General features: G+C 36.4%; 23 protein-coding genes and 3 pseudogenes. 18 read left to right on the top strand and 8 right to left on the bottom strand.

Annotated features, from left to right (window positions below):
* The 5 genes and pseudogenes from JOE23_RS06755 to JOE23_RS06735 form a co-directional block, all read left to right on the top strand.
* Positions 1-489: pseudogene (locus JOE23_RS06755) on the top strand (hypothetical protein); the annotation flags it as partial.
* Positions 490-506: 17 nt separating this feature from the next.
* Entirely contained in the window at positions 507-983 is a 477-nt protein-coding gene (locus tag JOE23_RS06750) for a hypothetical protein (protein ID WP_204436848.1), read from the top strand.
* A gap of 137 nt (positions 984-1,120) precedes the next feature.
* Positions 1,121-1,273: a hypothetical protein gene (locus tag JOE23_RS06745; protein ID WP_204436847.1), complete on the top strand. Its 153-nt coding sequence runs from the start codon at positions 1,121-1,123 to the stop codon at positions 1,271-1,273.
* 139 nt (positions 1,274-1,412) lie between these two features.
* The gene (locus JOE23_RS06740; protein WP_204436846.1) at positions 1,413-1,586 is read left to right on the top strand and encodes a hypothetical protein; all 174 of its coding nucleotides are present in this window, start codon (positions 1,413-1,415) and stop codon (positions 1,584-1,586) included.
* A 60-nt stretch (positions 1,587-1,646) separates the two neighbouring features.
* Positions 1,647-1,991 (top strand): DUF7957 family protein, encoded by a 345-nt coding sequence (locus JOE23_RS06735; RefSeq protein ID WP_204436845.1) that lies wholly within the window; start codon positions 1,647-1,649, stop codon positions 1,989-1,991.
* A 553-nt stretch (positions 1,992-2,544) separates the two neighbouring features.
* On the opposite strand, the pseudogene JOE23_RS06730 reads toward JOE23_RS06735, so the two are convergent.
* Together JOE23_RS06730 and JOE23_RS06725 are read right to left on the bottom strand one after the other, a co-directional pair.
* A pseudogene (locus JOE23_RS06730) lies at positions 2,545-3,097 on the bottom strand (flavodoxin family protein).
* Between the two features lie 216 nt (positions 3,098-3,313).
* The gene (locus tag JOE23_RS06725) at positions 3,314-4,030 is read right to left on the bottom strand and encodes a hypothetical protein (protein ID WP_204436843.1); all 717 of its coding nucleotides are present in this window, start codon (positions 4,028-4,030) and stop codon (positions 3,314-3,316) included.
* A 767-nt stretch (positions 4,031-4,797) separates the two neighbouring features.
* Here JOE23_RS06725 and JOE23_RS06720 point away from each other — a divergent pair.
* The 5 genes from JOE23_RS06720 to JOE23_RS06700 all read left to right on the top strand — a co-directional run bounded on the left by JOE23_RS06720 (position 4,798) and on the right by JOE23_RS06700 (position 9,608).
* Positions 4,798-5,169, top strand: coding sequence for a DUF956 family protein (locus JOE23_RS06720; RefSeq protein ID WP_204436841.1), 372 nt, complete (start codon positions 4,798-4,800; stop codon positions 5,167-5,169).
* A 498-nt stretch (positions 5,170-5,667) separates the two neighbouring features.
* Positions 5,668-6,636: a mannose/fructose/sorbose PTS transporter subunit IIA gene (locus JOE23_RS06715; RefSeq protein WP_204436839.1), complete on the top strand. Its 969-nt coding sequence runs from the start codon at positions 5,668-5,670 to the stop codon at positions 6,634-6,636.
* Positions 6,637-6,676: 40 nt separating this feature from the next.
* Positions 6,677-7,477 (top strand): mannose/fructose/sorbose family PTS transporter subunit IIC, encoded by an 801-nt coding sequence (locus tag JOE23_RS06710; protein ID WP_239585313.1) that lies wholly within the window; start codon positions 6,677-6,679, stop codon positions 7,475-7,477.
* Between the two features lie 17 nt (positions 7,478-7,494).
* The gene (locus JOE23_RS06705) at positions 7,495-8,406 is read left to right on the top strand and encodes a PTS system mannose/fructose/sorbose family transporter subunit IID (RefSeq protein ID WP_204436835.1); all 912 of its coding nucleotides are present in this window, start codon (positions 7,495-7,497) and stop codon (positions 8,404-8,406) included.
* Positions 8,407-8,591: 185 nt separating this feature from the next.
* The gene (locus JOE23_RS06700; RefSeq protein ID WP_204436832.1) at positions 8,592-9,608 is read left to right on the top strand and encodes a Gfo/Idh/MocA family oxidoreductase; all 1,017 of its coding nucleotides are present in this window, start codon (positions 8,592-8,594) and stop codon (positions 9,606-9,608) included.
* 213 nt (positions 9,609-9,821) lie between these two features.
* Here JOE23_RS06700 and JOE23_RS06695 read toward each other — a convergent pair whose 3' ends face one another.
* The 4 genes from JOE23_RS06695 to JOE23_RS06680 all read right to left on the bottom strand — a co-directional run bounded on the left by JOE23_RS06695 (position 9,822) and on the right by JOE23_RS06680 (position 14,990).
* Positions 9,822-10,505, bottom strand: coding sequence for an ABC transporter ATP-binding protein (locus JOE23_RS06695; RefSeq protein ID WP_204436829.1), 684 nt, complete (start codon positions 10,503-10,505; stop codon positions 9,822-9,824).
* A 1-nt stretch (position 10,506) separates the two neighbouring features.
* Positions 10,507-11,559 carry a hypothetical protein gene (locus JOE23_RS06690; RefSeq protein ID WP_204436827.1) on the bottom strand — a complete coding sequence of 351 codons (1,053 nt, stop codon included), beginning with the start codon at positions 11,557-11,559 and terminating at the stop codon, positions 10,507-10,509.
* Position 11,560: 1 nt separating this feature from the next.
* Positions 11,561-12,544, bottom strand: coding sequence for a hypothetical protein (locus tag JOE23_RS06685; RefSeq protein ID WP_204436825.1), 984 nt, complete (start codon positions 12,542-12,544; stop codon positions 11,561-11,563).
* Between the two features lie 433 nt (positions 12,545-12,977).
* On the bottom strand, positions 12,978-14,990 hold the full coding sequence (locus JOE23_RS06680; RefSeq protein ID WP_204436823.1) for a beta-galactosidase: 2,013 nt from the start codon (positions 14,988-14,990) through the stop codon (positions 12,978-12,980).
* Positions 14,991-15,184: 194 nt separating this feature from the next.
* Here JOE23_RS06680 and JOE23_RS06675 point away from each other — a divergent pair, with 194 nt between their 5' ends.
* From JOE23_RS06675 to JOE23_RS06640, 8 genes are all read left to right on the top strand, one after another.
* Positions 15,185-16,519: a glycoside hydrolase family 30 protein gene (locus JOE23_RS06675; protein WP_204436821.1), complete on the top strand. Its 1,335-nt coding sequence runs from the start codon at positions 15,185-15,187 to the stop codon at positions 16,517-16,519.
* A 136-nt stretch (positions 16,520-16,655) separates the two neighbouring features.
* A complete protein-coding gene (locus JOE23_RS06670; protein WP_204436818.1) occupies positions 16,656-18,395 on the top strand; it encodes a sensor histidine kinase in 1,740 nt (579 codons plus the stop codon).
* 2 nt (positions 18,396-18,397) lie between these two features.
* Positions 18,398-19,483, top strand: coding sequence for a response regulator transcription factor (locus JOE23_RS06665; RefSeq protein ID WP_204436817.1), 1,086 nt, complete (start codon positions 18,398-18,400; stop codon positions 19,481-19,483).
* A 60-nt stretch (positions 19,484-19,543) separates the two neighbouring features.
* The gene (locus JOE23_RS06660; protein ID WP_204436816.1) at positions 19,544-20,821 is read left to right on the top strand and encodes an ABC transporter substrate-binding protein; all 1,278 of its coding nucleotides are present in this window, start codon (positions 19,544-19,546) and stop codon (positions 20,819-20,821) included.
* Positions 20,822-20,979: 158 nt separating this feature from the next.
* The gene (locus JOE23_RS06655; protein WP_204436903.1) at positions 20,980-21,822 is read left to right on the top strand and encodes a carbohydrate ABC transporter permease; all 843 of its coding nucleotides are present in this window, start codon (positions 20,980-20,982) and stop codon (positions 21,820-21,822) included.
* Positions 21,819-22,646, top strand: a complete 828-nt coding sequence (locus tag JOE23_RS06650) for a carbohydrate ABC transporter permease (RefSeq protein ID WP_204436815.1) — start codon at positions 21,819-21,821, stop codon at positions 22,644-22,646. The genes JOE23_RS06655 and JOE23_RS06650 overlap by 4 nt, the downstream gene beginning before the upstream one ends.
* A 32-nt stretch (positions 22,647-22,678) precedes the next feature.
* Positions 22,679-23,329: a DUF624 domain-containing protein gene (locus JOE23_RS06645; RefSeq protein WP_204436814.1), complete on the top strand. Its 651-nt coding sequence runs from the start codon at positions 22,679-22,681 to the stop codon at positions 23,327-23,329.
* Between the two features lie 44 nt (positions 23,330-23,373).
* Complete coding sequence (locus tag JOE23_RS06640; RefSeq protein ID WP_204436811.1) at positions 23,374-24,282, top strand: ROK family protein; 909 nt, start codon at positions 23,374-23,376, stop codon at positions 24,280-24,282.
* A 265-nt stretch (positions 24,283-24,547) separates the two neighbouring features.
* Here the strand turns inward: JOE23_RS06640 and JOE23_RS06635 are convergent, their stop codons facing one another.
* Positions 24,548-25,075 (bottom strand): hypothetical protein, encoded by a 528-nt coding sequence (locus JOE23_RS06635; protein ID WP_204436809.1) that lies wholly within the window; start codon positions 25,073-25,075, stop codon positions 24,548-24,550.
* A gap of 406 nt (positions 25,076-25,481) precedes the next feature.
* Positions 25,482-25,672, bottom strand: a pseudogene (locus JOE23_RS17865) (IS3 family transposase); the annotation flags it as partial.
* Between the last annotated feature and the right edge of the window lie 54 nt (positions 25,673-25,726).

Raw genomic sequence — 25,726 nt, 5'->3', positions numbered from 1 at the left:
GCAGCGGTTAAGCAGGTCGGAGGTGTGGCGACAGTCAAGCCAATCACGACGCTTAATACGCCGATTAAGCCAGGTCCAACAGGGAAGCAGCTAATCGGAAGTGGTGGCAACCCACAAAGGTTGTCACTATGGCAGGAGATACAACAGAATGTTGAGCTGAGTAAACGTGCGCGTCAGTCTTCGAATTTTAAAAGTTATGTGAAGAAGGAACAGGTTGTTTTGAATGGTGGGAAGCAGGTTAGTGGAGCTAAACTAACTGTGGAAACTACTACAAATAGTAAAATACCCACAGTACACAAACCTAATAGTGTAATAAGACGAGTGAATAGTAATGGAAATTTAATTAGTGAGAGAATTTTTGATGACGTAGGAAAGGTAATCACAGACATCCATTATACTGATCATGGTAATCCAAAAATGCATCCCAAAGTTCCACACAAACATCATTGGGACTGGTCAGATCCAAATAAGCCAAAACCATCAAAATAATAGGATAGGAGTTTGTTATGAAAGGATTAATAATTAGTGAACTAAAATCTGGCTATATTGCAAATATGGCCGAAATCTTTGCTATACTTCCGCAAGAAGAACTTGAAAAGATGTGGCTGATAAGTAACTATGAATGTAATGTTTATCCATTTGAACAGATACCAATAGATAAGGATTATGTTTGGATAAAAGGCACTGAATTAAAAGAACTCATTAGTAAGGAGGAGATAATGTTTATTTGGGGTGTATTCACGAGTTTCCCCAAAAATGTTAGTCTTGAAAAGGTTTTAGCTTCTTCTCTACCAATTGCTGATGGGAATAAAACTCTCTGGAGTCCAAACATAGAAATAATTCATCGATTAGGAGATACGGAAATTATCTCATGGGATGGGACAGCACTATTAGTTAAATCAAAAAGTAAAAATATTATTGATAAATTTTCTGAAATATACATTTCAGTATCTAAAGATTTAGAAGAATATAATTTAAGTTAAATAAAAAAGCCCTCCACAACTAGATAGCATACAAGAGGTAGAGCCTTGACTAGTCAGCAGTCGCTAACTAATTAAGGTGCCAATAGCTAACAATGACCCAGTAAAAAGCTGCTTTCTAACAAGCAGTTTTTATATGTTTGAAAAAAATAGCGGCGCTTTGGTGCTTTTTAAACGAAGAAGGAACAGGCGGTTTTAATTTGAGGGGATATGAACACTTAGATGGTCAATTAGGGAATTTAAGAGATAAAGTTACAGTTAAAAAGTATAAATATGCAAAAAAATATAAATAATTGGTAGAAAGGTGAAAAAGGTTATAAAAACCCACCATACAATAAAAAAACTGTTGTTCAAGATTTTACTTTAAATGAAAACACAAAGTTTGTTAGAGTTTATGATGGAGAAGGTTCTGGTTTGAAGGGTGGATGGATTATGAAAGAAAACGATATTAGTGGTATGAGCCCAAAACAAATTCAAGAAAAATTTGCATTACCTGCAGAGCCTGTTTGCGTTGGAGAAGTTACAATACCTAGAGGAAGCACTTTAAGAATGGGTATTGTGGAGAGAATTTTGGATATAAAGGTGGGGGAATTCAATTTGATTTGAAAGGTCAGTATATAGGGGAATACAAAGAACTTGGAAAATAACAGAATGGAGCAAAAAATAATGTCAATGATTAGATATGATAATAATGAATTGTTTTTTACAGAAAGAAAAGTTACTTTGGAATATCCTATACAAACCTTGAGGAAAGACAAGGATACGGTTTATATATTATTAGATATCCCCGCAAAAAGTAATTATAATTTTGATGATTTCCATAATGTTTATGCTTTTTCAAATAACGGAGAAAAGAAATGGCAAATTGGTCAAAGGGAAGTAGGAGATGACGATATATACACTCTTATTAATATAAAAGAAGGGTATTTTTATGCAACAGATTTTAGTGGAAGAAGATATCAAGTTAATAAAATAAGTGGTAAACCAGAAAAAATGGATATTGTAAAATAAGAATAATATTTCAGCGTAATAAAAAGTTTATCGAATAAGCATTTATACCTATTCGTTGTTTTTTATACGTATTTAGTGTGTTACGTGCGCACCTTTCACCTGACCATCGTGAAAACCTTTGACAGCTTGTCCACCGATCTATTGGTGAAGCTGAATCTGGTGGCATGCTTAGAATAACGATTATGGCAGAACTTTTGGGTGCTGATAGTGGGATTGGTTTTTCGTTAGCTTAGCACGTATTATAGATACAGCCAAAGTCTTTGTTTGAACACTTGTTAGTATTAAGATCGCCATTGTTATTGAATATTTAATCATTTATCCGATCAAAAATATGGGGTGAAATGGATTTAAGGCAAAGTTAACGGAAGCATTCAAGTGAATTTTGGTCTTCAAGCTTCAATTACGAAAAAATAGTCCACACCGGAGGGTTTTTAGTCTAGCTTGCCGTAGTGTGGACTATTTTTGCGTTTGAATTTGAAATAGGTAAGTGCCGGTATTCCAGATACAAGTACAAACTTTCCCTTCTTCTTCGCTCGATTTGTCAATCCAATTTTTAAAGTTGTAGCTGTTGCTTTAATCGTTCACCAAGTTTATTAGCATCTTCTAAAGCTTGTTTGTCCTGTAAAATGTCATTGGGCTTTAATCCTTCTCCTAATAGATAACCTTGAAAGTCCAACCCAATGAATTGGAAAATATACTTAAATTGGTCAATGAGAGGACATCCTTTTACTCTAGGGTTATCTCCGCCAACGGCAATGATATAGGCTTGTTTTTGACTCATTTGTGTCTTAAAGTTTGGATAGTTTTGATCTTTTAACGTTTGTGACCAGCGATCGACAAATCGTTTCATCATACTTGACATGCTGTACCAATAAATCGGGGTAGCAAATATTAAAATCTCACAATCCAAGATAAGCTCTATTATTTGATTATATTGATCTTTGACTGGAGAGAACCCGTTTATGCCTTTGATCAATAATGTCTTTAAAATGATAGTTTCTTAGATCTATTTTAACGACGTTTGGTATGTTTTTAATTACTTCTTCTGTTAATCGTGCGGTATTTCCTTGAACTCTTGTGCTTCCATAAATAACGCCAAGTTTCATTTGAACCACCTCTTCATAAAATTTCTCTTTATAAAAATACTATCGTAGTAACCAGGGGCTGTAAAACGGATGATTTGAATGGTTACGATCGAGAAGAGCGATGGCGGTATTTGTTGTAGATGATATAGGCAACAAAAAAGAGGGTGCCTCGCTCTTGCGTTTCAGGTCCCTCTTTTCTTCTGCAAATATAAAGGAGAAGGGCATTAAAAGTACGCCTTATCGTGTAAGTACATCTTCTTTATCAATTTTCGTTCCGGTTATTTTGATAGCAATACCAGTGATAACTGCAATTAAAATCGCAGAGCTTAAGGTAATAAGTAAATTACTTACAAACGCCATTGCTAGGATATTACCAAAGATGACAATCAAGATGATGCCTGTAACCATAGTGGCTACGGTGGAATTTAAATGAATGCCAACTATACTTGAAAGAAAGATGATCGAAATAGTGAGTACGACCGTTGCGATTGCAGTGACAAAAAATTCAATGAGATACACTACAGCCGGTTGTGCAGTATCAAGGATCGGGAATAGTGTTTCTATGATTAGAAATAGAATATTAGATAGACTTATGCCTAACAATTGAAAGATAAAAAATGTACTGAGAAAAGCTGTGACTTTAGTATGGAATAGTTGTGAACGTCCGACTGGATATGCGTATAATCTTGCTTTATTTTCACCAATATAATTTTTTACGAGAAACCGATTGACAATAACCGTTCCGTAAACAACGAGCATACACATCGAAATAGTAGAAGCCAAGCCTGATAGGCTTATGTAATTCCTTAGTATATCATCCGATTCAGCGCTATCAAACCGGCCAACGACAGTGAAAAAATAAAGGAACAAGAGCTGCGTAAAAAAAGTTATTGAAAAAATAACTAATCTATACTTCTTAAGCTGAGAAACTTCAAAGCTATAATTTTTTTTCATTTTTTAATTCTTCCTTTTTTATTTGATAATACGCCTGAAGACCTCCAGCATATTCTTTCTTTATGTGTTCTAGCATAAATACAACACTAGAAACAAAGTCTTCAAGCTCTGATAGAGAGTGGCTTGTGAATATTATACAGATACCTTTTTTTCTCAAGTCAGTTAGGGGATATTTTTTATTAAATTTATTCTGTCAATATTAAGGCCATTAAAAGGCTCATGCAATATTAGTATTTTAGGCTCATTTATTAAGAAAAAACATTAAATAGGTTTGCAGTTAATTCCGATAAATAGGGTCAATATGTTTACATAAAAACTATCCTTTTTTAGTAATAATTTAACATTCGATATAAAAGGTTAGATATCCTGCTTTTTCGTTATAAATTTTTAAAAATGGGTTTCAATGTAACATTTTTGTCACAATTAGTTCGCTTTCTGCTATGTTAGAGTTTCTGAGTGGATTTTATGCTAATGCGTTTTTTCAATAGCGGATAGATAACGATAGCTAATATAACGTGAGTGGCACATTAAGCACTAAATAATTGACTGCTTTCCAAGTCGCGTACTAAATCTCACTAAATCTGCTGAAATCTTAGATTAGAACGCTTTTATTTCCGTGAGTGAACAAGTATTTTAATAACACCTTTTATGTTAAAGAGGGCGTTTAGTTTATTGAACAGGAAGTTAAACAAACCCTAATATTTTTTGCTTAAAGTAGTAAAGCGTGTATAATAATGGTGACTAAAGTAGGAAAGAGGAGTGATCAAATGGTCCAATCAATCAATACAAAAGTCGATTTAGTAATTGATGCTACCTCACATATTAGAGCATCGGATTATGGTCAGATTATGATTGGCGACAAGGGGTTTGAATTTTTCAACAAGCGAGATAAACGGAAATTTATTCAGATTCCGTGGGAAGAAGTGGATTGCGTTATTGCTTCTGTTTTGTTTAAGGGGAAGTGGATTCCGCGTTATGCAATCAAAACGAAACGTAATGGTACCTATACCTTTTCGTCTAAAAATCCAAAAAAGGTGCTTCGGGGTATGCGTGAATATATCGATCCGAATAATATGGTTCAGTCACTTGGTTTCTTTGATGTCATCAAACGTGGTTTAAAGCGTAAATTTAAGAAGTAATCAGGAGCTTTTTGTGTGTTTATGGCACACAACATTGCTATAATTAACGAGTGAGGACATTTTTGTCGTATAAAGCTTTTGTAAACCTTGTATCATTCCTTTAATACATTTTTCATTGTTAATATGAGCCCTAATAAAATGTGGAAGATTTAAAATAAAAATCTTCTTGAAAGGGTATTCAAGCTGTGCTATAATTTCTGTGTAAACTCTTTAAAGTAGATGAAAACCATCTATTATTAAGGTAATAATAACATTTTAATAATTTAATAATGAACGCAATCACTTTTGCGTGTTACTGATTCGATCAGGCATGAGTAAAAAGTTTGATTAAAATGAAAGATAAGTACCTAGTGTACCTATGTCTTCATTTAATCTTCTTTTTACTCTTTTTTGTTTTCAAATTATTAAATTGGAAATGAAACCGTTTCCTCTGTTTAATAAATTGATTACTTTAAGGAGTTTACTAAGCATTAATATTAAAAACAGGGAGGTAAAAAGATGGTAGGGATTATCATTGCAAGTCACGGTGAATTTGCTAATGGCCTGTTGCAATCTGGAGCGATGATCTTTGGAGAGCAGGAAAATGTAAAAGCAGTTACGCTGCAGCCCAGTGAAGGACCTGATGATGTAAAAGCAAAAATGGAACAAGCAATTGCCACTTTTGACAACCAAGATCAAGTATTATTCTTAGTTGATCTTTGGGGTGGAACCCCTTTCAATCAAGCCAACAGCTTAATTGAAGCACACAAAGATAGCTGGGCAATCGTTGCTGGGATGAATTTAGCGATGTTGATCGAGGCTTATGCATCTCGCTTATCGATGGAAACAGCGCATGAAATTGCTGCACAAATTATAGGTACAGCTAAAGAAGCAGTTAAAGTAAAACCTGAACAATTAGAGCCAGCTACAACAGATACAGTTGCTGCTGGACCTTCAACGACGGGTGCGCCGGGTCAATTTGAATACGTGTTAGCACGTGTTGATTCTCGTCTGCTCCATGGTCAAGTAGCGACAGCATGGACGAAGAATACATTGCCAACACGAATTATCGTTGTATCTGATGTAGTAGCCAAAGATGAACTTCGTAAGAAATTAATTCAACAGGCTGCACCATCAGGAGTAAAGGCACACGTTGTTCCGATTGCCAAAATGATTGAACTTGCAAAAGACGATCAACACTTTGGTGGTCAACGCGCCTTGCTTCTTTTCGAGAACCCACAAGATGTACTGCGCGCAGTAGAGGGTGGCGTTCCATTAGAGACCATTAATGTCGGTTCAATGGCACACTCACTGGGTAAGGTTCAGCCGAATAAAGTATTGGCATTTGATCAAGACGATATTGATACATTTAAGAAGTTAAAAGCGTTTGGTGTGAACTTCGATGTACGCAAAGTGCCAAGCGATTCGAAAGGGAATATGGATGAAATTCTTAGAAGAGCACAAGCAGAGTTAGATAAACAAAAGTAGTCCAATTATTAGATAAAAAGGAGGATAAATCATTATGGATTTGACAATTATTCAAATAATATTAGTTGTTCTTATAGCTTTCTTAGCCGGTATTGAAGGCATTTTAGATGAATTTCAATTCCATCAACCGATCTTGGCTTGTACATTAATCGGTTTGGTGACAGGAAACTTAATCCCATGCCTTATCTTGGGTGGGACGCTCCAATTACTTGCTTTAGGATGGGCAAATATCGGAGCTGCGGTGGCACCAGATGCTGCTTTGGCCTCCGTTGCTTCTGCAATTATTCTCGTGTTAAGTGGTCAAGGCGAAGCGGGTGTTGATGCAGCAATTGCGATTGCTATTCCACTTGCAGTAGCTGGTTTATTACTTACGATTATTGTGCGTACAATCGCAACAGGGTTGGTCCATTTGATGGATAAAGCCGCTAAAGAAGGCAATCTTAGAGCGATTGAATTTTGGCATGTGATTGCGATTGTTTTGCAAGGGTTACGTATTGCGATCCCAGCTGCGCTAATTATGGCGATTGGTGCGGGTCCAGTGAGAGAGTTGCTTCAAGCGATGCCAGCTTGGTTAACAGATGGTTTAGCTGTTGGTGGGGGAATGGTTGTAGCCGTTGGTTTTGCCATGGTTATTAATATGATGGCAACAAAAGAAGTCTGGCCATTCTTTGCAATTGGTTTCGTATTAGCGACGATTCCATCGATTACCCTTTTAGGTTTTGGTGGTATCGGTGTAGCACTTGCCCTTATTTATTTGGCACTTTCAAAGCAAGGCGGTTCAGGTAATGGTGGTGGTGGAAACACCGGTGATCCGTTAGGCGACATTATAGAAGACTATTAAAAGGAGGAGGAGATAACATGGCACAAGAAATGAAAATAACAAAAAGAGATCGTATTGCTATTTGGTGGCGATCTACTTTTATTCAAGGTTCATGGAACTATGAACGTATGCAAAACGGTGGTTGGGCATACGCAATGATTCCAGCCATCAAACGTTTATATAAATCAAAAGAAGACCGTGCAGCCGCACTTGAACGGCATTTAGAATTCTTTAATACCCACCCCTATGTGGCATCGCCGATAATTGGTGTAACTTTAGCGTTGGAAGAAGAACGTTCAAGTGGTGCGCCAGTTGATGATGCGGCAATCCAAGGTGTAAAAGTCGGTATGATGGGTCCGTTAGCCGGTATTGGGGATCCAACTTTTTGGTTTACTGTAAGGCCAATTCTTGGGGCATTAGGCGCCTCGCTCGCCTTAACTGGGAATATTATGGGTCCAATTCTTTATTTTGTTTTGTGGAATCTTATCCGGATGGGCTTCAAATGGTATACACAAGAACTCGGCTACAAAGCTGGTGCGAAAATTACCGACGACATGTCTGGTGGCTTGCTACAAGATGTTACTAAAGGGGCATCAATTCTCGGGATGTTTGTTCTTGGTTCACTAGTTAACCGATGGGTAAATGTAGCGTTTACGCCTGTTGTTTCTAGAGTGCAACTTGATGAGGGTGCTTATATCGACTGGGACAGCTTGCCTGCTGGAGCGGATGGAATTAGAACGGCACTGGAACAGCAAGCAGCGGGTCTCTCATTGTCCCAATACGATGTCACCACCCTACAAGATAACTTAGATGGTTTTATTCCAGGTTTATCAGGACTATTAATCACGCTTCTTTGTATGTGGTTATTAAGAAAGAAAGTTTCTCCAATCACGATGATCCTTGGCTTATTCGTAGTCGGTATCGTCTTCCACGTCTTAGGAATTATGTAAGACGGGTGCTAATTAATTAAATTTTTCAAGCCATGATACCCTGTTGTATCACAATTGAGAAGTACCTCCTAGTATGATAGATGTCACCATTAGGAGGTGCTTTTTGATACGCTTAAAGTGATGAAACCTCGTTTTTTAATTTTATAATAATACAATAACAGATCAAGATATTTTAGGAGGCCATAATGCTTACTATTGGTTATATTGGAAATGGAAAAAGTACGAACAGGTATCATTTACCTTTCGTGCAACAACGCGATCATATTAAAGTAAAAACGATTTACCGAAGAAGTCCTGAACGTGATCAGTGGGATAAGATGGAAGGGGTGCATTATACGACCGATCTAGAAGAACTGTTACAGGACAAGGAAATCCAGCTTATTGTCATTTGCACCAGATACGATAGCCATTACGAGTACGCGAAACAAGTTTTAGCACATGATAAACATTGCTTGGTTGAGAAACCATTCATGGAAACTTCAGAACAAGCAAAAGAAATCTTTGCATTAGCCAAAGAGAAGGGGTTAATTATTCAAGCCTATCAAAATAGACGTTTTGATAGTGATTTTCTAACCGTTCAAAAAGTGATTGAAGAGGGGAAAGTTGGAGAGTTGCTGGAAGTGGAGATGCACTTTGATTACTATCGTCCTCATGTACCTGAGTCCGTAAATTCTTTCAATGCTGCTGCGTCCTTTTTATATGAACACGGCTGTCATACACTCGATCAAGTCGTTAGCTATTTTGGCAAGCCGGATCATGTCTACTATGATGTACGACAATTATTAGGACCAGGCAGGATGAATGATTACTTTGATTTAGACTTATATTACGGCAAGTTAAAAGTATCAGTCAAATCGAGTTATTTTAGGCTGAAATCGAGACCTAGTTTTGTTGTTTATGGCACCAAGGGTTGTTTTGTAAAGCAAACAAAAGATCGGCAGGAAGAACATTTAAAGCTATTCCACATGCCTGATCATGATGATTTTGGTGTGGATACGTTGGAACACTATGGCGTATTGACTTCTATCGATGAAGAAGGTACCGTGCACGAAGAAACGGTGAAGTCGGTCAATGGCGATTATGGTAGAGTATATGATGATTTATATGAAGCTGTGATAAATGGAAAAGAGAAAGCAATTACCGATCAAGAAACGTTGTGGCAAATGGAGATGCTAGAGACGGGTGTTAAACACTTGAAGTAATAAGGTAGGAGAGTAACATGAGTTAATAGCGTCAATGTTGCTTGCCATGGTAAATAAAGTAGTTGTTGTGTTGTTTGTATTGTAAGTATAGCTAACAGCATGAAGCATGGTTAAAACCATCAAGATTAACTGGTGGTTTTAACCGTTTTGCATAACTTCTTTAACCAGAGCCTTTTCGCTGTATCCTATATATTTAATATTAAACATTTTCAATTAACATAACGTCATTTTACCATCAGCTAATTGATAGTGCTTGTTGAAAACGTTTGGTATGTTTTGCGTATCATGTGTAACGAGGACAATGGTTTTGTGGTGCTTTTGTCCAAATGATAGAATAAATTGCAATATACCTTGAGCTAAATCTTGGTTTAAAGCAGAAGTCGGTTCATCCAATAGTAGCACATCAGGGTCATTAATTAAGGCTCTTGCAATGGCAACACGTTGTCTTTGTCCACCTGATAATTGACTGACACTTTTGTTTAGGATATCCTCAATTTTAAGTGTTTGGGTGATTTCATGGATTCGATTTCGCCGTTCTTTTCGCTTGTATTTTTTTGAATAATAGAGTGGAATGATGATATTTTCATAAGCTGACGCATCTTCAACTAATACATAGTCCTGAAAAACAATGCCAAACATCTCATTTCGCAATATAGCAAGTTGATTGCTATTGTGTTTTTCGACAGCCTGACCCCGAATGGTATATTCTCCATCATATTCTTTATCCAATAATCCAGCAATATTTAAGAATGTTGATTTCCCAGACCCGGATTCTCCGGAAATAATAAGAAAATCTCCTTTATTTAATATAAAAGAACAATTTTGGAGCACGCGAGTTTCTGATCGCGTATTTTTATTATAGACTTTTGATAGATTTTCTAAAGCAAGTAAACGCATGTCAATCAACTCCTTTTAAGGTTATCGAAATATTTCTTTTCTTAAGGACGACATACAGCAGAAGTTCAAAGGTGAAAAATATCAGTAATAGAATAACAGAAATGATACCGAATATATCATTCAGTTCAAACCCATTTAAAACGGACACCCCCAAAAGGCAAAAGGCAATGAGTATGATGATAAAGACAGAATTACGTGCATAAATAGCTTTTAGTGTCGCCCCAGATATTAAGTGTATCGTATACTCACGATAAAGTTTCTTTAATAGACTGATATACATAATGGTTAATGCCACAAGTAAGGCTGCAATAACAAATGCAATAGTTGGAAAGACATAAAGTAAAATAAACCTTAGTTCATCATTTTGATAGCTGCTCGGTTGCAAAGTCAAAAAGCTATCATCAAAGATGGCTTCAAACGCAGCTACTAACCCATTTTGCTTATCTGATGCAGTGAATTGTACATTATCTACTAAGTCAAATATTTCTGAGCCATACGTGCTCTCCATCCATTTGCCCAATTCGTTAGTATGGAGAAGTACGATAATGACCTCATCATCAAAAAAAGAATCAAATATTCTTTCATCAAATCGACTGACATCAGTTGATCCAAATGTCGTTGGTTCTGGAAAATCGATGGTCATCAGCGTTTGGTCAAGATCAGCCTTTGTAAAAATCTTAGCATATGATGTTTGATTCATCTCTTCATCGCTATAGAGTAAGTCATTCAGGCTACTATCAATCACGATGACGGTAGTAAGGCCCATTTGACTGGTTAAGTACTCTGAGTGGAAGAAAGATCTCCCACCTTTATTTAGTAATGGATTTACTTTACTAATAAGTTGTGAATTGGATGTCATATCATTAGAAGTGGGAATAACCGTGTACGCTTCTGATGATGTCCTATCAATTGAACGTTGGTCGAGCTCCCAGATTAAAGCGAATGATACGGACATAATGATCACACAAACCATCAACAGACAAGCTTCAAATATGAAAAACAACCGTTTGTTTTTAAATAAATCTTTAAAACCGAGCATTAATGCATCCATCATATTAAGATCTCCTTGCTAAGTTTTCGGTACGCTTGTAATATAAACTCAGATTAACCGTTGCAAGGATTAAATTGCATAAAAGCATGAACAATTGTATTTTTAAAAAAATCTCAAAATTTATATAATAAACATCAATAAATTTAAAGTAGAAGAGGACCAAATAAGCTATGTTGGAAAGGATTAAGCTAATGACAGCTGTCACAGTAGATGTGAATAGCAGCATCCTTTTAAAGTTGCCACCGACCATCCTACTGACACGGATGTATTTTGTATATCTGTGAAAAAACAGAAATGCCATTGAGACGTAAAGGATAAACACTGAAAGACTGGCTACCGTGAGAAATTGTTCATGTTTTCCACGGGAAAGGGAGTCTAAGAAGATGTTTACAACCGAAAGGTTATAATCTTTATCGACGCTAGCAAACCCATGATCGATAAGTTTCCTTTTAGCCATCGTAACTTCTTGACTATCAGTTGAATCAATAAACACGCGCGTCACTTTAGTAAAATCAATTGAATACATATTTTGTACCATGTTAATGGCGTGCTCGTCCCAAACCTCAGAATATAAACAATTGATCACTTCGTCTAATTGATAGGTGGTTTTACTAGTCTTAACAGCTTCGACATCCACAAAATCACAAGAATTAACGACAAACCCAACCGGTGCACCACTCGTATAGTCGTCTTCGGAAAAGTACCGGTACATATGTGGAGCAATGGCTTTGGTAGATTGGTTGTAAAATTTCATTTGAAGATCGAGCAACCCAACGACGTGTGAATCGTTGATTTCTGCAATGATAATAAGCTGATCATAGTCGTTAAAATCAATGATGTCCTGTGCTTGAGCAGTTGTTTTTTTAATTCTGGTCAATTTAACATAGTTTTGGCTAAGTTCATACGGCACAAGCTCTTCATTTATGATTGAGGCTACTGCATAATTTGCCGTAAACAAAAGACAAACATTCGTAAGTAATGCTAGCATTATGAACAAACTATTTTTTTTAATTATCTTCATTGTAATCGAGGGAAATGAAAGTAATAAAGTCACTTTAATAGTCTTAAATTTATATTCATAGGATTAGTAAATAGTATGAATACAAGCCTTGAACAACCACCTAGTTTATATAAAGTGGTTGCTTTCATTATCCTTCTCTCCTCTTCATTTAATCGCTTCATGTAACTAAAGTGAATTTATATGTATAATAATACCACTAAAATAAAAAACAGGTTATTTAATGTAAAAAGATTTATTAATTTCACTTGAAATGTTTAAAATAAGACTATCGACAAGAATACACAATAAAGGATGCGGCCATATATGTTGAAACCCGTCTGAAATAAAAGTTACATAATTACAAAAGCAAACCACCAGTGCATAATAACTGGTGGTTTACAATCGCCATTTTTAAGTATAGTTATTTGTTATCAACTTTAAATATCCTTACGCCCCAAGCCTCAATGGACTGTTCTTGTCTAGATGCAATTTGTTGCTCAGACAACAACTCGGTTACTTCTTTACAAGGAAGCTTAATGGTCTGTGCCTCGTTTGAATAGTTAAAATAAAAATAAATGTCATCACCGAGCGTGTTGCGGGCGCGCTTAATAATGATAGGGAAGTAGTGATTATGACTATAATCGGTTATGTTAGCATACTCAAGAACGCATTGTAACACAACCCGTGTCGATGCTTGATTAAGAAACGCCCCAACGTAAGTGGCTCTTCCCTCGCCATAGCGATTGGTTGTTATCGCTGCGTATTTTCCCCAGTGGGGATGGTGATAATAAGCTAACACTTCAGCGCCGATAGGTGTAATCAGTTCCATCCAGTCAGTTACCTCCGTTGTATCAGGCAATGCTAAGTCATTGCTCCGGAGCTGGACGTGTTTCGGCTCGACAAATGCATTGTAGTAAATACCGCAAGCTTGTGCTATGACGCCTGGTTGTTCGCTATGACGGACTTTGACATGCTCATCGGTAAAGCCAGTCTTAAATGTATAGAGGACATGGCCTCCTTGCTCAGTATAAGCATTGAGTTGCTCAAGTAAAGGTTGCGAAGCTGTATATAGTGCGGGAACAATGATTAATTTATACTGTGAAAAATCGTTCGCGTTTGTTGTACTTAGCATGTCGCACTCGATATTTAATTTATAAAGTTCATCGTAATAGCGACGGACAATATCGTTATAATTGACGTCACTATTTAAACCGAGTTTAAACCATTCGAGAGCCGACAATGCCTCGTTGCTAATTAGAAAGGCGACTTCATTTTGTTTTTTTAAGCCTGTAAGCTCAGGTGATAAGCGCTTGAACGCTTCACCAATGGTCTCCGCTTCATCGAAAATATAGTTCGGTTTAAAATCATGGGACAATAGCCCTTTCCAATACGTTTCAAATGAATGATGAATCGAATGCCAGTGCCAATAAGATACCATCGCCGCTCCCGAGGCAATATGGCTAAACGCTTGCAACTTTAATTGTCCGGGGTATGGGGTCCAATGGGTAAACGCTTGTGCTTGTGTTTCAAGTACCAGGTAGTTTGTTTGCTTAGTTGAACGCGCGACATCGCCACCGAAGGAGATTTCGATGCCTGTTAACTCATCTTGTGATGGATGATAAATATCTACACCTGTTATATCGAATGGTTCGGATGCTTTAAAATGGTCGACATCAGGTTGGATGCCATATGAATAATTGCGCCATTCAAAGTCAAAATTCTGGGTAACAAATTGATCGCTTCGTTTGTAGATGTTAACAAGATCGACTTGCCACTTCAGAAAATCCGTCACGAGTTGCCGTTGGAATTTTTCAAAAGCTGTTCCTAAGCTACCATTGATTGTTCCCACCACACTGGGGAAGTCCTCCCAAGTATTAATGCGATTGCTCCAATAAGCAAGGCCGAATTTCTCATTTAGTTCATCTAAACTAGTGAATTGTTCCTTCAGGTATTTGATAAACTGCTGTTGAACATTGTCACCCACTGTACCGTAGTGCTTTGTTTCATTATCTGTTTGATAGCCAATCACGGCTGGATGGTCCTTGACATGAGCGACTAACTTCCGAATGATGCGTTCAGCATAAAATAAGTAAGTGGGGTTGGTGATATCCATGATTTGACGCGCACCATATTTCCCTTGACCTGCTTTTGTGACTGCCAAAACGTCAGGGTGTGCTTTGACCATCCAAGTCGGAATGGCATAAGTAGGCGTCCCAACGATGACATCGATCTGTGCCTCGTACATTGCATCTAAGACACGATCAACTGATGAAAAATCAAAAGTGCCAGGCTGGGGCTCGTGGGTACTCCAGGTCGATTCAGCAATCCGGACAACGTTAATACCTGCTTTTTTCATTAACTGAATATCTGTGTGGAGGCGGTCATAAGGCATATATTCATCATAATAGGCGACGCCATAGTACAGCTTATTCATCATAATAGCTCCCTTCTCGATAACGGATTCACCTCAATTGTAACCCCTTACAAACAAAAGTTTATGTATTATTTTATAGATCAATATTGTAACATATTAATATAGTGCAATATTGATCTATAAAATAGTCAATAGAATCTTGTAAAGGATTTAGTAAAATGACATGTAAGCGCTTTATATTAGGAGGGATTTCTATGACTATTCAATGGTATTCAACAACAAAGGACAAAGCTTGGGAACTTCGCAACGTGGATCATGGACAAGCTGAACGAGCGAATTTAACGGTGACTGAAGTAACGGCTCAGGAGGTAAGACATTTTGGAGGTTGTTTTAATGAATTAGGGTTTGAAGCATTATCAAAGTTACCTCAAGAAAAACAGGATCAACTAATGTATGATCTGTTTCATCCTGAAGGGGACCATAAGTTTACGATGTGCCGTTTGCCAATTGGAGCAAGTGACTACGCGATGGAATGGTACAGCTTAAATGAAGTAGAAAATGATTTTTCAATGGAGCATTTTTCCATTGAACGTGACAAGAAATTTTTAATCCCATATATTAAGAAGGCACTTGTACAAAATCCGGATTTGAAATGCTTTGCATCACCATGGAGTCCGCCAACTTGGATGAAGTCACCGAAGGCTTATAATTATGGAACGTTAAGATGGGAAGAAGATATTTTACACGCCTATGCTTTGTATTTTGTAAAATTTATTCAAGCGTATGAAAAAGAGGGAATTATCATTGATCATATTCATGTCCAAAATGAAGTTGTTGCAGATCAGAAGTTTCCTTCATGTGTTTGGTCAGGTGAGCAATTAAAAGTGTTCATTCGCGATTATTTAGGCCCAGCCTTTGAGAAATATAAGATCAAAACAGGAATATGGTTAGGTACAATCAATGCGCCTGAACCATTAGATGAGTTGATTCATAAGAAAACGTCCGATTATGATGTCTATGCCAACCTCGTTCTAAGTGATCCAGAAGCCTATAAGTATATTCAGGGTGTTGGTTATCAATGGGCAGGTAAATATGCGCTGCAGCGGACGGTGCAAAGTTATCCAGAATTAAACTATTCACAAACAGAAAATGAATGCGGCGACGGTAAGAACAGTTGGGACTATGCTCGCTATGTTTTTAACCTCTATCATCACTATTTCTCTAACGGTGTAAACAATTATTTCTATTGGAATATGATTTTGGAACCAAATGGTGAGAGTACATGGGGGTGGAAACAAAATAGTATGTTAACCATAGACCCCGTCAAGCAGGAATATAAGCCTAATCCTGAATATTATGTGATGAAGCATTTCTCACATGTGATTCAACCCGGTGCAAAACGGTTAATGCTTACGGGGCCATGGACGGGTAACGCATTAGCATTTGTGAATCCCGATGGGGAGATTGTTGTCATCATATCGAACCCATTTCAAGACACGCGTCCATTGCATTTAATGATAGAAAATCGCCCATATCAATTCGAGTTAAAAGCAGAATCATTTAATACGATTGTATATAAAGGACTATAAGTCATATTCAGAACTTAGGTTGTTCGGGCTGGAAAGGTCGCAATCTAAGTTTTGTCTGTTTCCACTGTTTTCAGTGCAAAAGTACAAGGGGTTCTCATCACGAGATACTGGATAACAGGTGAAGGGGTTGATAGATTTGGATGTCTTGAATAAGTCATATTTGGTAAAAAACTACAAGCAAAAACTGCATTATCGTATTTTCTTTTTTGGTTCACTGTTTATCATCATTTTAATTGCGATTATTGCAATAGCATTCTATGCAATATCCTCGCGAGAGATTCGAAATGAAATGTTAGACGTGAATTTAGCTAGTATGGATACAGCAACGAATTACTTTGAAGAACAGATTACGCGATATGATGACATTTTGTATTCAATGCTGTTTGATGAGCAGTTTATTTCCAGTTTGACAGATCATGGGAGTGAACGATTGAACTTTGCAGCACAAAATTATATTGAATCGAAAATGATCAACATCCACAATCTAAATACAGAAGTGATTCAAGGTGTTGAAGTCTATACCTATTGGAATCAGCGTCATGTTTATTTGGCAACAGACCGCTATATTAACTATGACTATATCCCAAATCAAGATGTCATTCACCAAACAATTCGTTTTCATGATAGTGGTTTTATGTTAACTCGAGAGGTTAATGATTTCAATACAAGAGAGCGCATTGCTTTAGTATCCATTGTTTTGGATTGGTCTATAATGGACACCGCCTTTGACCTCCTTGCCACGAACACTGATTATGTTTTTATTACCGATCGACAAGGCGATCTTGTTTATTCAAATACGGATCAAACTGCCAGCCTATTAGCTAACCACACTGATTTAATGGTGAACACTACTCAGGGTACCCACCATTATAATGTTGATCGATTGCACCTCTTTACGAGCGCAATCGGTGACTACATGCAAGTCAACAAAGTGGTTGAAGAGACAAGTGTATTTAGGTTTAGCCAATCATTGTTGGAAGTTAGTATGGTGATCGGTTTTTCATCGATATGCCTTTACCTCATTTTTATCACTTATTTTTATTATTCTGTAATTAAACCGATTAAGACCCTCGCCAATAATATGAGAGAAATTGAGCAAGGGGATTGGTCACTTGATCATCAGCCATATCAATTTAGGAAGGATGAAATAGGCGTACTTAATAATAATTTTATTAAGATGATTAATCAAATTAAATATCTTATTGAAACACAATATCGCAGTGAGTTGGCAAAAAAAGATGCTCAGTTTAAAATGTTACAAAACAAAATCAATCCCCACTTCTTGCATAACACGTTACAAACGATCGGGAATAGTGCGCTACAGGAGGATGGTGATACCGTGTATCGCTTGATTGAGGCATTGGGAGCAATGTTTAAATATACCCTTCGAACAGGGGGCTATAGTGTAACGTTAGCTGAGGAAGTCCAACACATTGAATATTATCTATTCATTCAACAGGAACGTTTCAAAGATCGCTTAACTATAGATTTATACATTGATGAAGCGATCAAGGATGTGCAGGTTCCGATCTTAATGCTTCAACCTTTAATAGAAAATGTTTTTCAGCATGGTTTTGCTTATAAGCAAGTTAATTGGCACTTGTCTATATCAGCAGAGCAAGTATTTGATGATGTAGAGATCCGAATCATAGATAATGGTATTGGTGTAACAGAGCAACGGTTCGCTGAACTCCAAACAGAGTTGGAAAAGAATGATGAGCAAGGTGTTAATCATCATTATCATATTGGCTTAAAAAACGTAAATGCACGGATTAAATATATGTATGGACATGATTATGGTTTGTTTATTAAAAGTGATTTTAAAAAAGGATTTGAGATTGAGATTCGATTACCCATTGTAATGGAGGCGAGATAGTAATGACGTACAAAGTAATTATTGTCGATGACGAGCCAACTACGATCGCAACAATTAAACAGTTGGGTCAGTGGGATGTTTATAATATGGAAGTAGTCGGTATGTTTGATGCTGCCCAACACGTTATTCAACATTTAGAGCGTCATCAAGTTGATCTTATTATTACAGATATGGAGATGCCAGGTTTGTCAGGGGTTGAATTACTTAACTATTTAAAAATGAAGCATATTTCTGCACAGACATTAGTCATTAGTGGTTATGATTACTTTGACTATGTTAAGCAAGCGATTCAGGCACATTCAATCGATTATCTATTAAAGCCAATTAACAAAAAAGAATTAAATCAAGCTTTAGAAAAGGTCGAAATTGAATTAGCACGTTCTTTAACAAATAACCAATGGCTTCAAGATATAGATGCGAAGAAAATGCAACGTCTCAAGGATATCGTATTCAATGTTAGAGCTAGATTTGAAAACAATCATTTAGACCAGATAGATCAACTTATTGCATATTCCCTTGAAGATCAAGGTGAAGCAATCTATTATGACAAGCCACTTTTGAATAAATTTTTAAGAGAGTTGAATAAGTCAATTGAAGACATTTTATACACTTATAACTTAAAATTGGATCAGTTATCGATTAGTTGTCTAAATCGAATAGATGCACAATCAGATTTGGTTGCATTGACTAAGGTTTATCATGATATTTTCGCTATGCTGATAAATAAGAAACTCGAAATCGGCAATAATGCTTTAAATTTAATCGATGTAAGAGATTATATTGATCGAAACTACAGTGATCCAGATATATCATTAAGTAAGATTGCTGATGAATTTCATGTAACGAGAGAGTATTTAAGCCGGGTATTTAAACAAAGATACGGCAACAATTTAACAGAATATATCATTGAATTGAAGATGAAGAAGGCAGAAGCATTAATCGTTAGCGATGCAGTCAAGATTAAGCATGCCGCAGAACAAGTTGGCTATGGTGACCTCTCTTATTTTTACCGTGTATGGAAAAAGTATTTTCGGTGCACCCCTAAAGAATTAATAATGTCCAAAAAAGCAAATCAAGATAATCAATAATAATCTGTACTTAATACCCTTATAATGAAAGCGCATTCAAAAAAGAAAGGGGAATAAGTGATGAAAAAGTTATTCATGATTTTATTTGTGATTACCACCCTTGTCTTAATCGTTGCATGTGGGAACGATGCAGACACTTCAGAAACCACAGATGAGGGTACGAATGCTTCAGATGATGTGGAGTTAAAAGTATTTATTGATCAACCGCGATTTAAAACGTACTATGAGGACTTTTTAGATGGCTTTACTGAGTATTACGAAGAGGAAAACGGTATAACCGTTCGATTCCAACTTGAAATGCCGGGTCCAAATGAAGCAGCTCAAATTTTACAAACGCGCCTGTCTTCAAATGATAGTCCCGATGTTTTTACTCTACATGCTTTAAACAATATACCTGTCTATGATAACGCGGGTTACTTAGAAGATTTGTCTGATTTGCCATTTGTAGAAAATTTATTGGATGCGCCATTAAATGCGGTAACGAGAGATGAGAAAGTTTTAGCCGCACCTTTAGAAACATTATATTGGGGCTATTTGTATAATGTCGATATTTTTGAAGCGTATGATTTAGAAGTACCAGAAACGATCAGTGAGATGGAAACGGTGGTGGAAACGTTAAGTGAAAATGATGTGACACCGTTTATTCGCTCATTCCAGGAACGCAACATTCCACAATTGTTTTTACCATTAGTAGTAGGAGCGCTTGCGGAAACAGAAAATCCCGACTTCTTTGAGCGGATGGATAATAATGATGCATCACTCAAGGAATTCGAAGGTTTCTTCGACATGATGGATATTCAAAATGAACATGGTACAGATCGACCGTTTGAAATTGATGGTGCACAAGGTAGTAACATGTTTGCCAATGAAGAAGCTGCGATGTGGGTACAAGGGCCATGGTATGCAGAGTCTATTCTAGCTTCAAATGAAGCACTTAATTTTAGAGTAGCGCCATTACCTATTAATGATAATCCAGAGGCAACACTAATTAATGCGAGCGTATCAACATCACTCGCTGTATCTAAGGACAGTGATCATAAAGAGATAGCGAAGGATCTAGTGAACTATTTCTTAGAAAGTGAAGCATCAAATGCTTTATTCCAAGACTTACTCTTTAATCCGGTGTCAACGAAGCATGACTTCGAACCCTTTCCATGGTTAGATGAAGCAATGGAATATGTGGAGGCAGGACGATCTTATCAAGATCCACCAATTCCTAATGCGGTTAAATCAGAATCAGAGCGTGTTTTCCAAACCTATTTAGCAGGGTCAGACAGTCAAGATGATGTATTAGAAGCGTTAGATCGGACATGGGAACAATCATTAGCGTTAGATTAAAGTGAAAAAAGTTAATAGGCAACCTGATACTGTTGCCTATTAACTTTTAAATAGCGAAGGAGGTTATTGATATGGATACAGAGCTTGCAACTGCAAAAACCAAATCCAACACGTTTCGATTTAATAAAGCTAAAAAGAAAAAGTGCTTATCGTTTTTAATGTTTTTAACACCAGCCTTTTTATTTTATGCATTGTTTATGCTCATTCCATTAATTGGTGCAGTTTATTATAGCTTTACTAATTGGAATGCGGCTTCACAAGCGACGCGGTTTGTTGGATTGTCAAATTATATTGAAGCCTTTACAAATGATCCATATTTTAAAGAGTCGATGTTGTTGACGATTAAGTATACAGCAATTGTTGTCATTGTTCAGAATGTTTTAGCTTTGTTGATTGCTTTATTAATTGAGTATCGAAACAGAACGCGAAATTTATTTCGCACCGTATTTTTTATGCCGAACATGGTTAGCTTGATCATCAGTGCCTTTATGTGGTCGTTTATTTTCACTATTGTCTTACCTCAGCTTTCGGAGTATGGCTTATCGCTTCTGGATCAAGGCTGGCTTGGGAATCCAGACGTTGCTTTCTATTCAATTATTATCGTGGCGATTTGGCGAGGAACCGGTTATATGATGATTATTTATATCGCTGCCTTGCAAGGTGTACCTGTCCATTTAAAAGAAGCTGCTATTATAGATGGTGCCTCTTCATTCCAAAATTTTATCCATGTTACGATACCCATGATCATGCACGCCATAACAATATGTGTGTTTTTAACTTTAAATGAAGCTTTTAAAGTATTCGATGTGGTCTATGGATTAACGGGGGGAGGACCAGGTCGTAGTACACAAGTTGTGGCTTTGAATATATTTGAAGAAGCTTTTTCTGGTAATTTTAGATATGGTTATGCGAATGCGAAGTCAATGATTTTATTTGTCATTATTTTAATAATCACAATTGTTCAAGTCTATGTAATGAAAGGGAAGGAGGTGGAATCATGAAAAAAACCAGATTATCTTCAATTTTTAACCTGGTTATATTGATCGCATTTGGTGCACTATCGTTTTTTCCTATTTATATGGTCGTTATCAACTCATTTAAAAGCCAAGATCAAATTTTTAACAGTGTCCTACAACTCCCAACAACATTACATTTTACCAACTATACCGAAGCATTCTCACAGATTAATATTGTTCAAGCACTATGGAATTCACTTACTGTGACAGGGATTGGGATTGCTGGCATTGTCTTATTTGGCTCCATGGCAGGCTATAAATTGGCACGGACACCAGGGAAATTAAGTCAGATCATTTTTCTCTTCTTTATGTCGTCCATGCTTATTCCCTTTCACTCCATTATGATCACATTAACGCGCATGGCAAACACAATTGGTATTCAAGGGTCGACGGTAGGATTAGGGATTATCTATATTGGCTTAGGGGTGAGCATGTCGATCTTTCTAACAGCAGGCTTTGTCAAAACGATACCAAAAGAATTAGAAGAAGCGGCTAAAATAGATGGAGCAAATGAAATGCAAACATTTATTAAGGTGATTTTCCCACTTTTATCGCCAATACTTGTCACGATTGGGATTTTAAATTTACTGTGGATTTGGAATGATTTCTTATTACCTCTTCTTATGTTAACTAATGTTAATGATTATACGATTATTTTATCTGTGAATACATTGTTCGGTGAATACAACAACGATTGGCCGAAGATCTTAGCATCATTGGTCATTACGACAATTCCATTAATTACAGCCTATGTCTTTTTACAAAAATACATTTTAGACGGTATTGCTGAAGGGGCAGTAAAAGGTTAAGCCAATCATAAATAAAAGAGGTGAAGCGGGTGATGGAAGCTGTTTATAAGTTTTGTGTTTATTTTATGAAATTCTTTAGCTTAAGTGTTAAATGGTTAGTTGCCACAGTACCTGTTTGGTTCATTTTGTCTCATTTGTTAATGGCTAATCCCATTGATAGACCTTTCTTTCTTTTAACTTTGTTCTTCCTGCTAGCCTTCAGTTTGATTCCGGCAACCATTGCTCTGTTTTCTGTTGTTAGACGCTGGGTCATTCATAATCAGCAAGATAATATAGATCAAGGGTATTTTTACTATTTGAAAAAGACATATAAACAGAGCTTAATCATTGGCCTATTTATCACAATTGCTACAGGGATTTTAATCGTTGACATTGTTTATTTTAAAGAAAATCAAACGGCATTGTTTTATTTATTTTTGTTTGTTGCCTTTGCTTTTGCGCTCTATGCTCTTTGCTTATTGATAACGTTTGTTCATTATGACTTTAAGTTAAACGCGTATTTTAAAAAAGCGCTTTTGCTTTTATTGCATTTGAAATTTAGTGTGCGTGTTATTATATTGACAAGCATATTTATTATGATTGGTCAGTATAGTGGGATCTTTTATCTTGCTTTCTCGAGTAGTCTATACAGTTACTTGTTGTTTGCGTTATTTTATCGGATTTATTTAACAAGTGTTACTTAGCTCGTTAAAGTCGTTAATAGTTCTGAGCACAAGGAGGGGACCGGATGTTTTTAGTTATTGATATAGGTGGGACGTATTTAAAATACGGTTTAGCCACCATTGACGGTGAGATTGTCCAACATAGTAAAGTGAAAACACCAAAAGCAAACTATCAGGCGCTTATTGAACAGATTGTAGCGATCTACAATGGTCTAAATGTACAAATTAAAGGATTAGCAATAAGTGTGCCAGGAACGGTGGATACGAAAGCGGGACAGATTTTTTATGGTGGTGCATTGCCATATCTTCATAAGCAAAATATGAAAAACGATTTAGCTGAGCGATTAGCTACACATGTATCAATTGAGAACGATGGTAAATGTGCTGCCTTAGCTGAGTACTGGCAAGGGGCAACCGCCGGTTATTCAGATAGTATCGTACTCGTGTTTGGAACGGGTGTTGGTGGAGGAATTATTGTCAATGATAGATTATTAAGAGGTGCCCACTTGGGTGCAGGGGAACTAAGCTTTGTTGTCGATCGCTATCCACATAATGAGAAAAGGGCTCGAATGGTTGGCCGGTCTTGTTCTGCCACCCAAATGGTTAATCAAATTGCCATGCAAAAAGGGTTGCCTGAAAATGCTGGTGAAATGGTGTTTGATTATATTAATAAGGGTGATCATGAAGCGCTTGAATTGTTTAAAATCTACTGTAGTCATATTGCCGTTCAAATCCTTAATTTACAATATATTCTCGATCCAAATATTATTGCGATCGGCGGCGGAATCAGTGAACAACCGATATTTATTGAAGAAATTATTAAACAAATTGAAGTGGTCAAGCAAGCATCTGAGTTCTCAATAGCAAATCCAAAAGTAATACCATGTAAATTTAAAAACAAAGCTAATTTAGTTGGCGCATTATATCAACATCTCCTTGAATATCAAGGATTAGTGATGGCAGAAAAAGATTGAATACACTTAGGTGAAGTCTTTTAAGTGGCGGTACGGTCAGTCTAGAGGTAGTTCTTACTTACACCATTCGTTAAAGCCCGTTTGAACAGCCCGATAGTGAGCTTGAACTCCTTATAGTAATAGCAGGATTATCAATCTTAGCTCTAGCTGTTTTAGTAGTATTTATTCTCACAGCTCCAGCAGGGATAATTGCCGGGGGATTTGCAGCCTTAATAGCTTTGTTTCCAGCTGAATTGATGATAAAATAAAAGAAGTGTGGTCTTATTTACACTTCTTTTACATTTACTCCTGCATCGTTTAGATATTTGCGGATTTTATTATTATATTCTAATGTTTCAGCTTCGTTTAAATGATGAGGGTGTTTTTTTATAAGAAACTTTTTGATTTCCGAAATATACAAGAAATATCTTTCCTCATCCTCATTTGCATAGTGTATCGATTTCCAGTTTTCTTGTTGTATGGTTCCGTAAAATTCTCTAATCAATCCATCTGGACTGATTGTTAACTTATGTTCATGTTCTAAATAATCTGGATTCTTCTTAATCAATCTCTTAACTTCTATAATCATAGAATATTTAATTGCAAAACGGTAACACATAAAATAAACAAAGAGTGTTCCAATAAGTTTCAAAATCCAATTATTTTCTACAAATAAGTTTGTAATTAAAAAATATATAACAGCGTAGACTAATGAAAATACAATTTTCTTTTTCCTATAATAAGGTAATGTATCAACAGTATCTTTCTGAAATGCTTCTAAGTCACTCATATTCACTTTATAATAAATGTCCAAAAATCAGCATCTCCTTCTTAAAAACTAATTTCATAATAAATATTTTAACATGAAAATGTTGTAAATTTAAAATGTAAACACTTCGTTACTTTTCTCTGCTATTTCGCGCGCAAAATTTCGTACTGTTTTGTAACCAATCGCTTAAATAAAGTTTCATGCATAACTCATAGACATAACGAGCTTCTTTGCTCGAGATCCTTTTTCAACTTATACACAGAGCGATTTGGAAAGATATATAGAGGTAATCTATTAGTTAACTATCTTCTCAGACTACCTTAAGCGGAATTGCTTCTTTTTGTTAAAGTAGTAGATATTTAATCCTTGTTCCTTGAAAAGATAATCTCTCTGTGGCGTGACTCTTTTAAATTTAGACATGTAGTATGTCAAGACTAAATCGAACAAAATTCTAAAGGTGGATTAACTTGTATTCAGTCAATGTTAAATAATTTAGAGATCCGTGAATGCGAAGGTGATTGAACCAGTGAACATAATTAAAAATCCAAGATCAAGTTTGCGTTGGTTAGTAAAATGAGCCCCTTTAGCGAACGCTATTTTGATGGTCTTAAATATAGTTCCCTCAACGGCAGCGCTATTAGGTATATTGTAAACCACCAGTTCGCACTGGTGGTTTTGATTAGTATCTTTTTAATA

This window comes from Amphibacillus cookii (genome assembly GCF_016908375.1).
Taxonomy (GTDB): domain Bacteria; phylum Bacillota; class Bacilli; order Bacillales; family Amphibacillaceae; genus Amphibacillus_C; species Amphibacillus_C cookii.
This window is presented reverse-complemented; position numbering and strand designations above follow the sequence as displayed.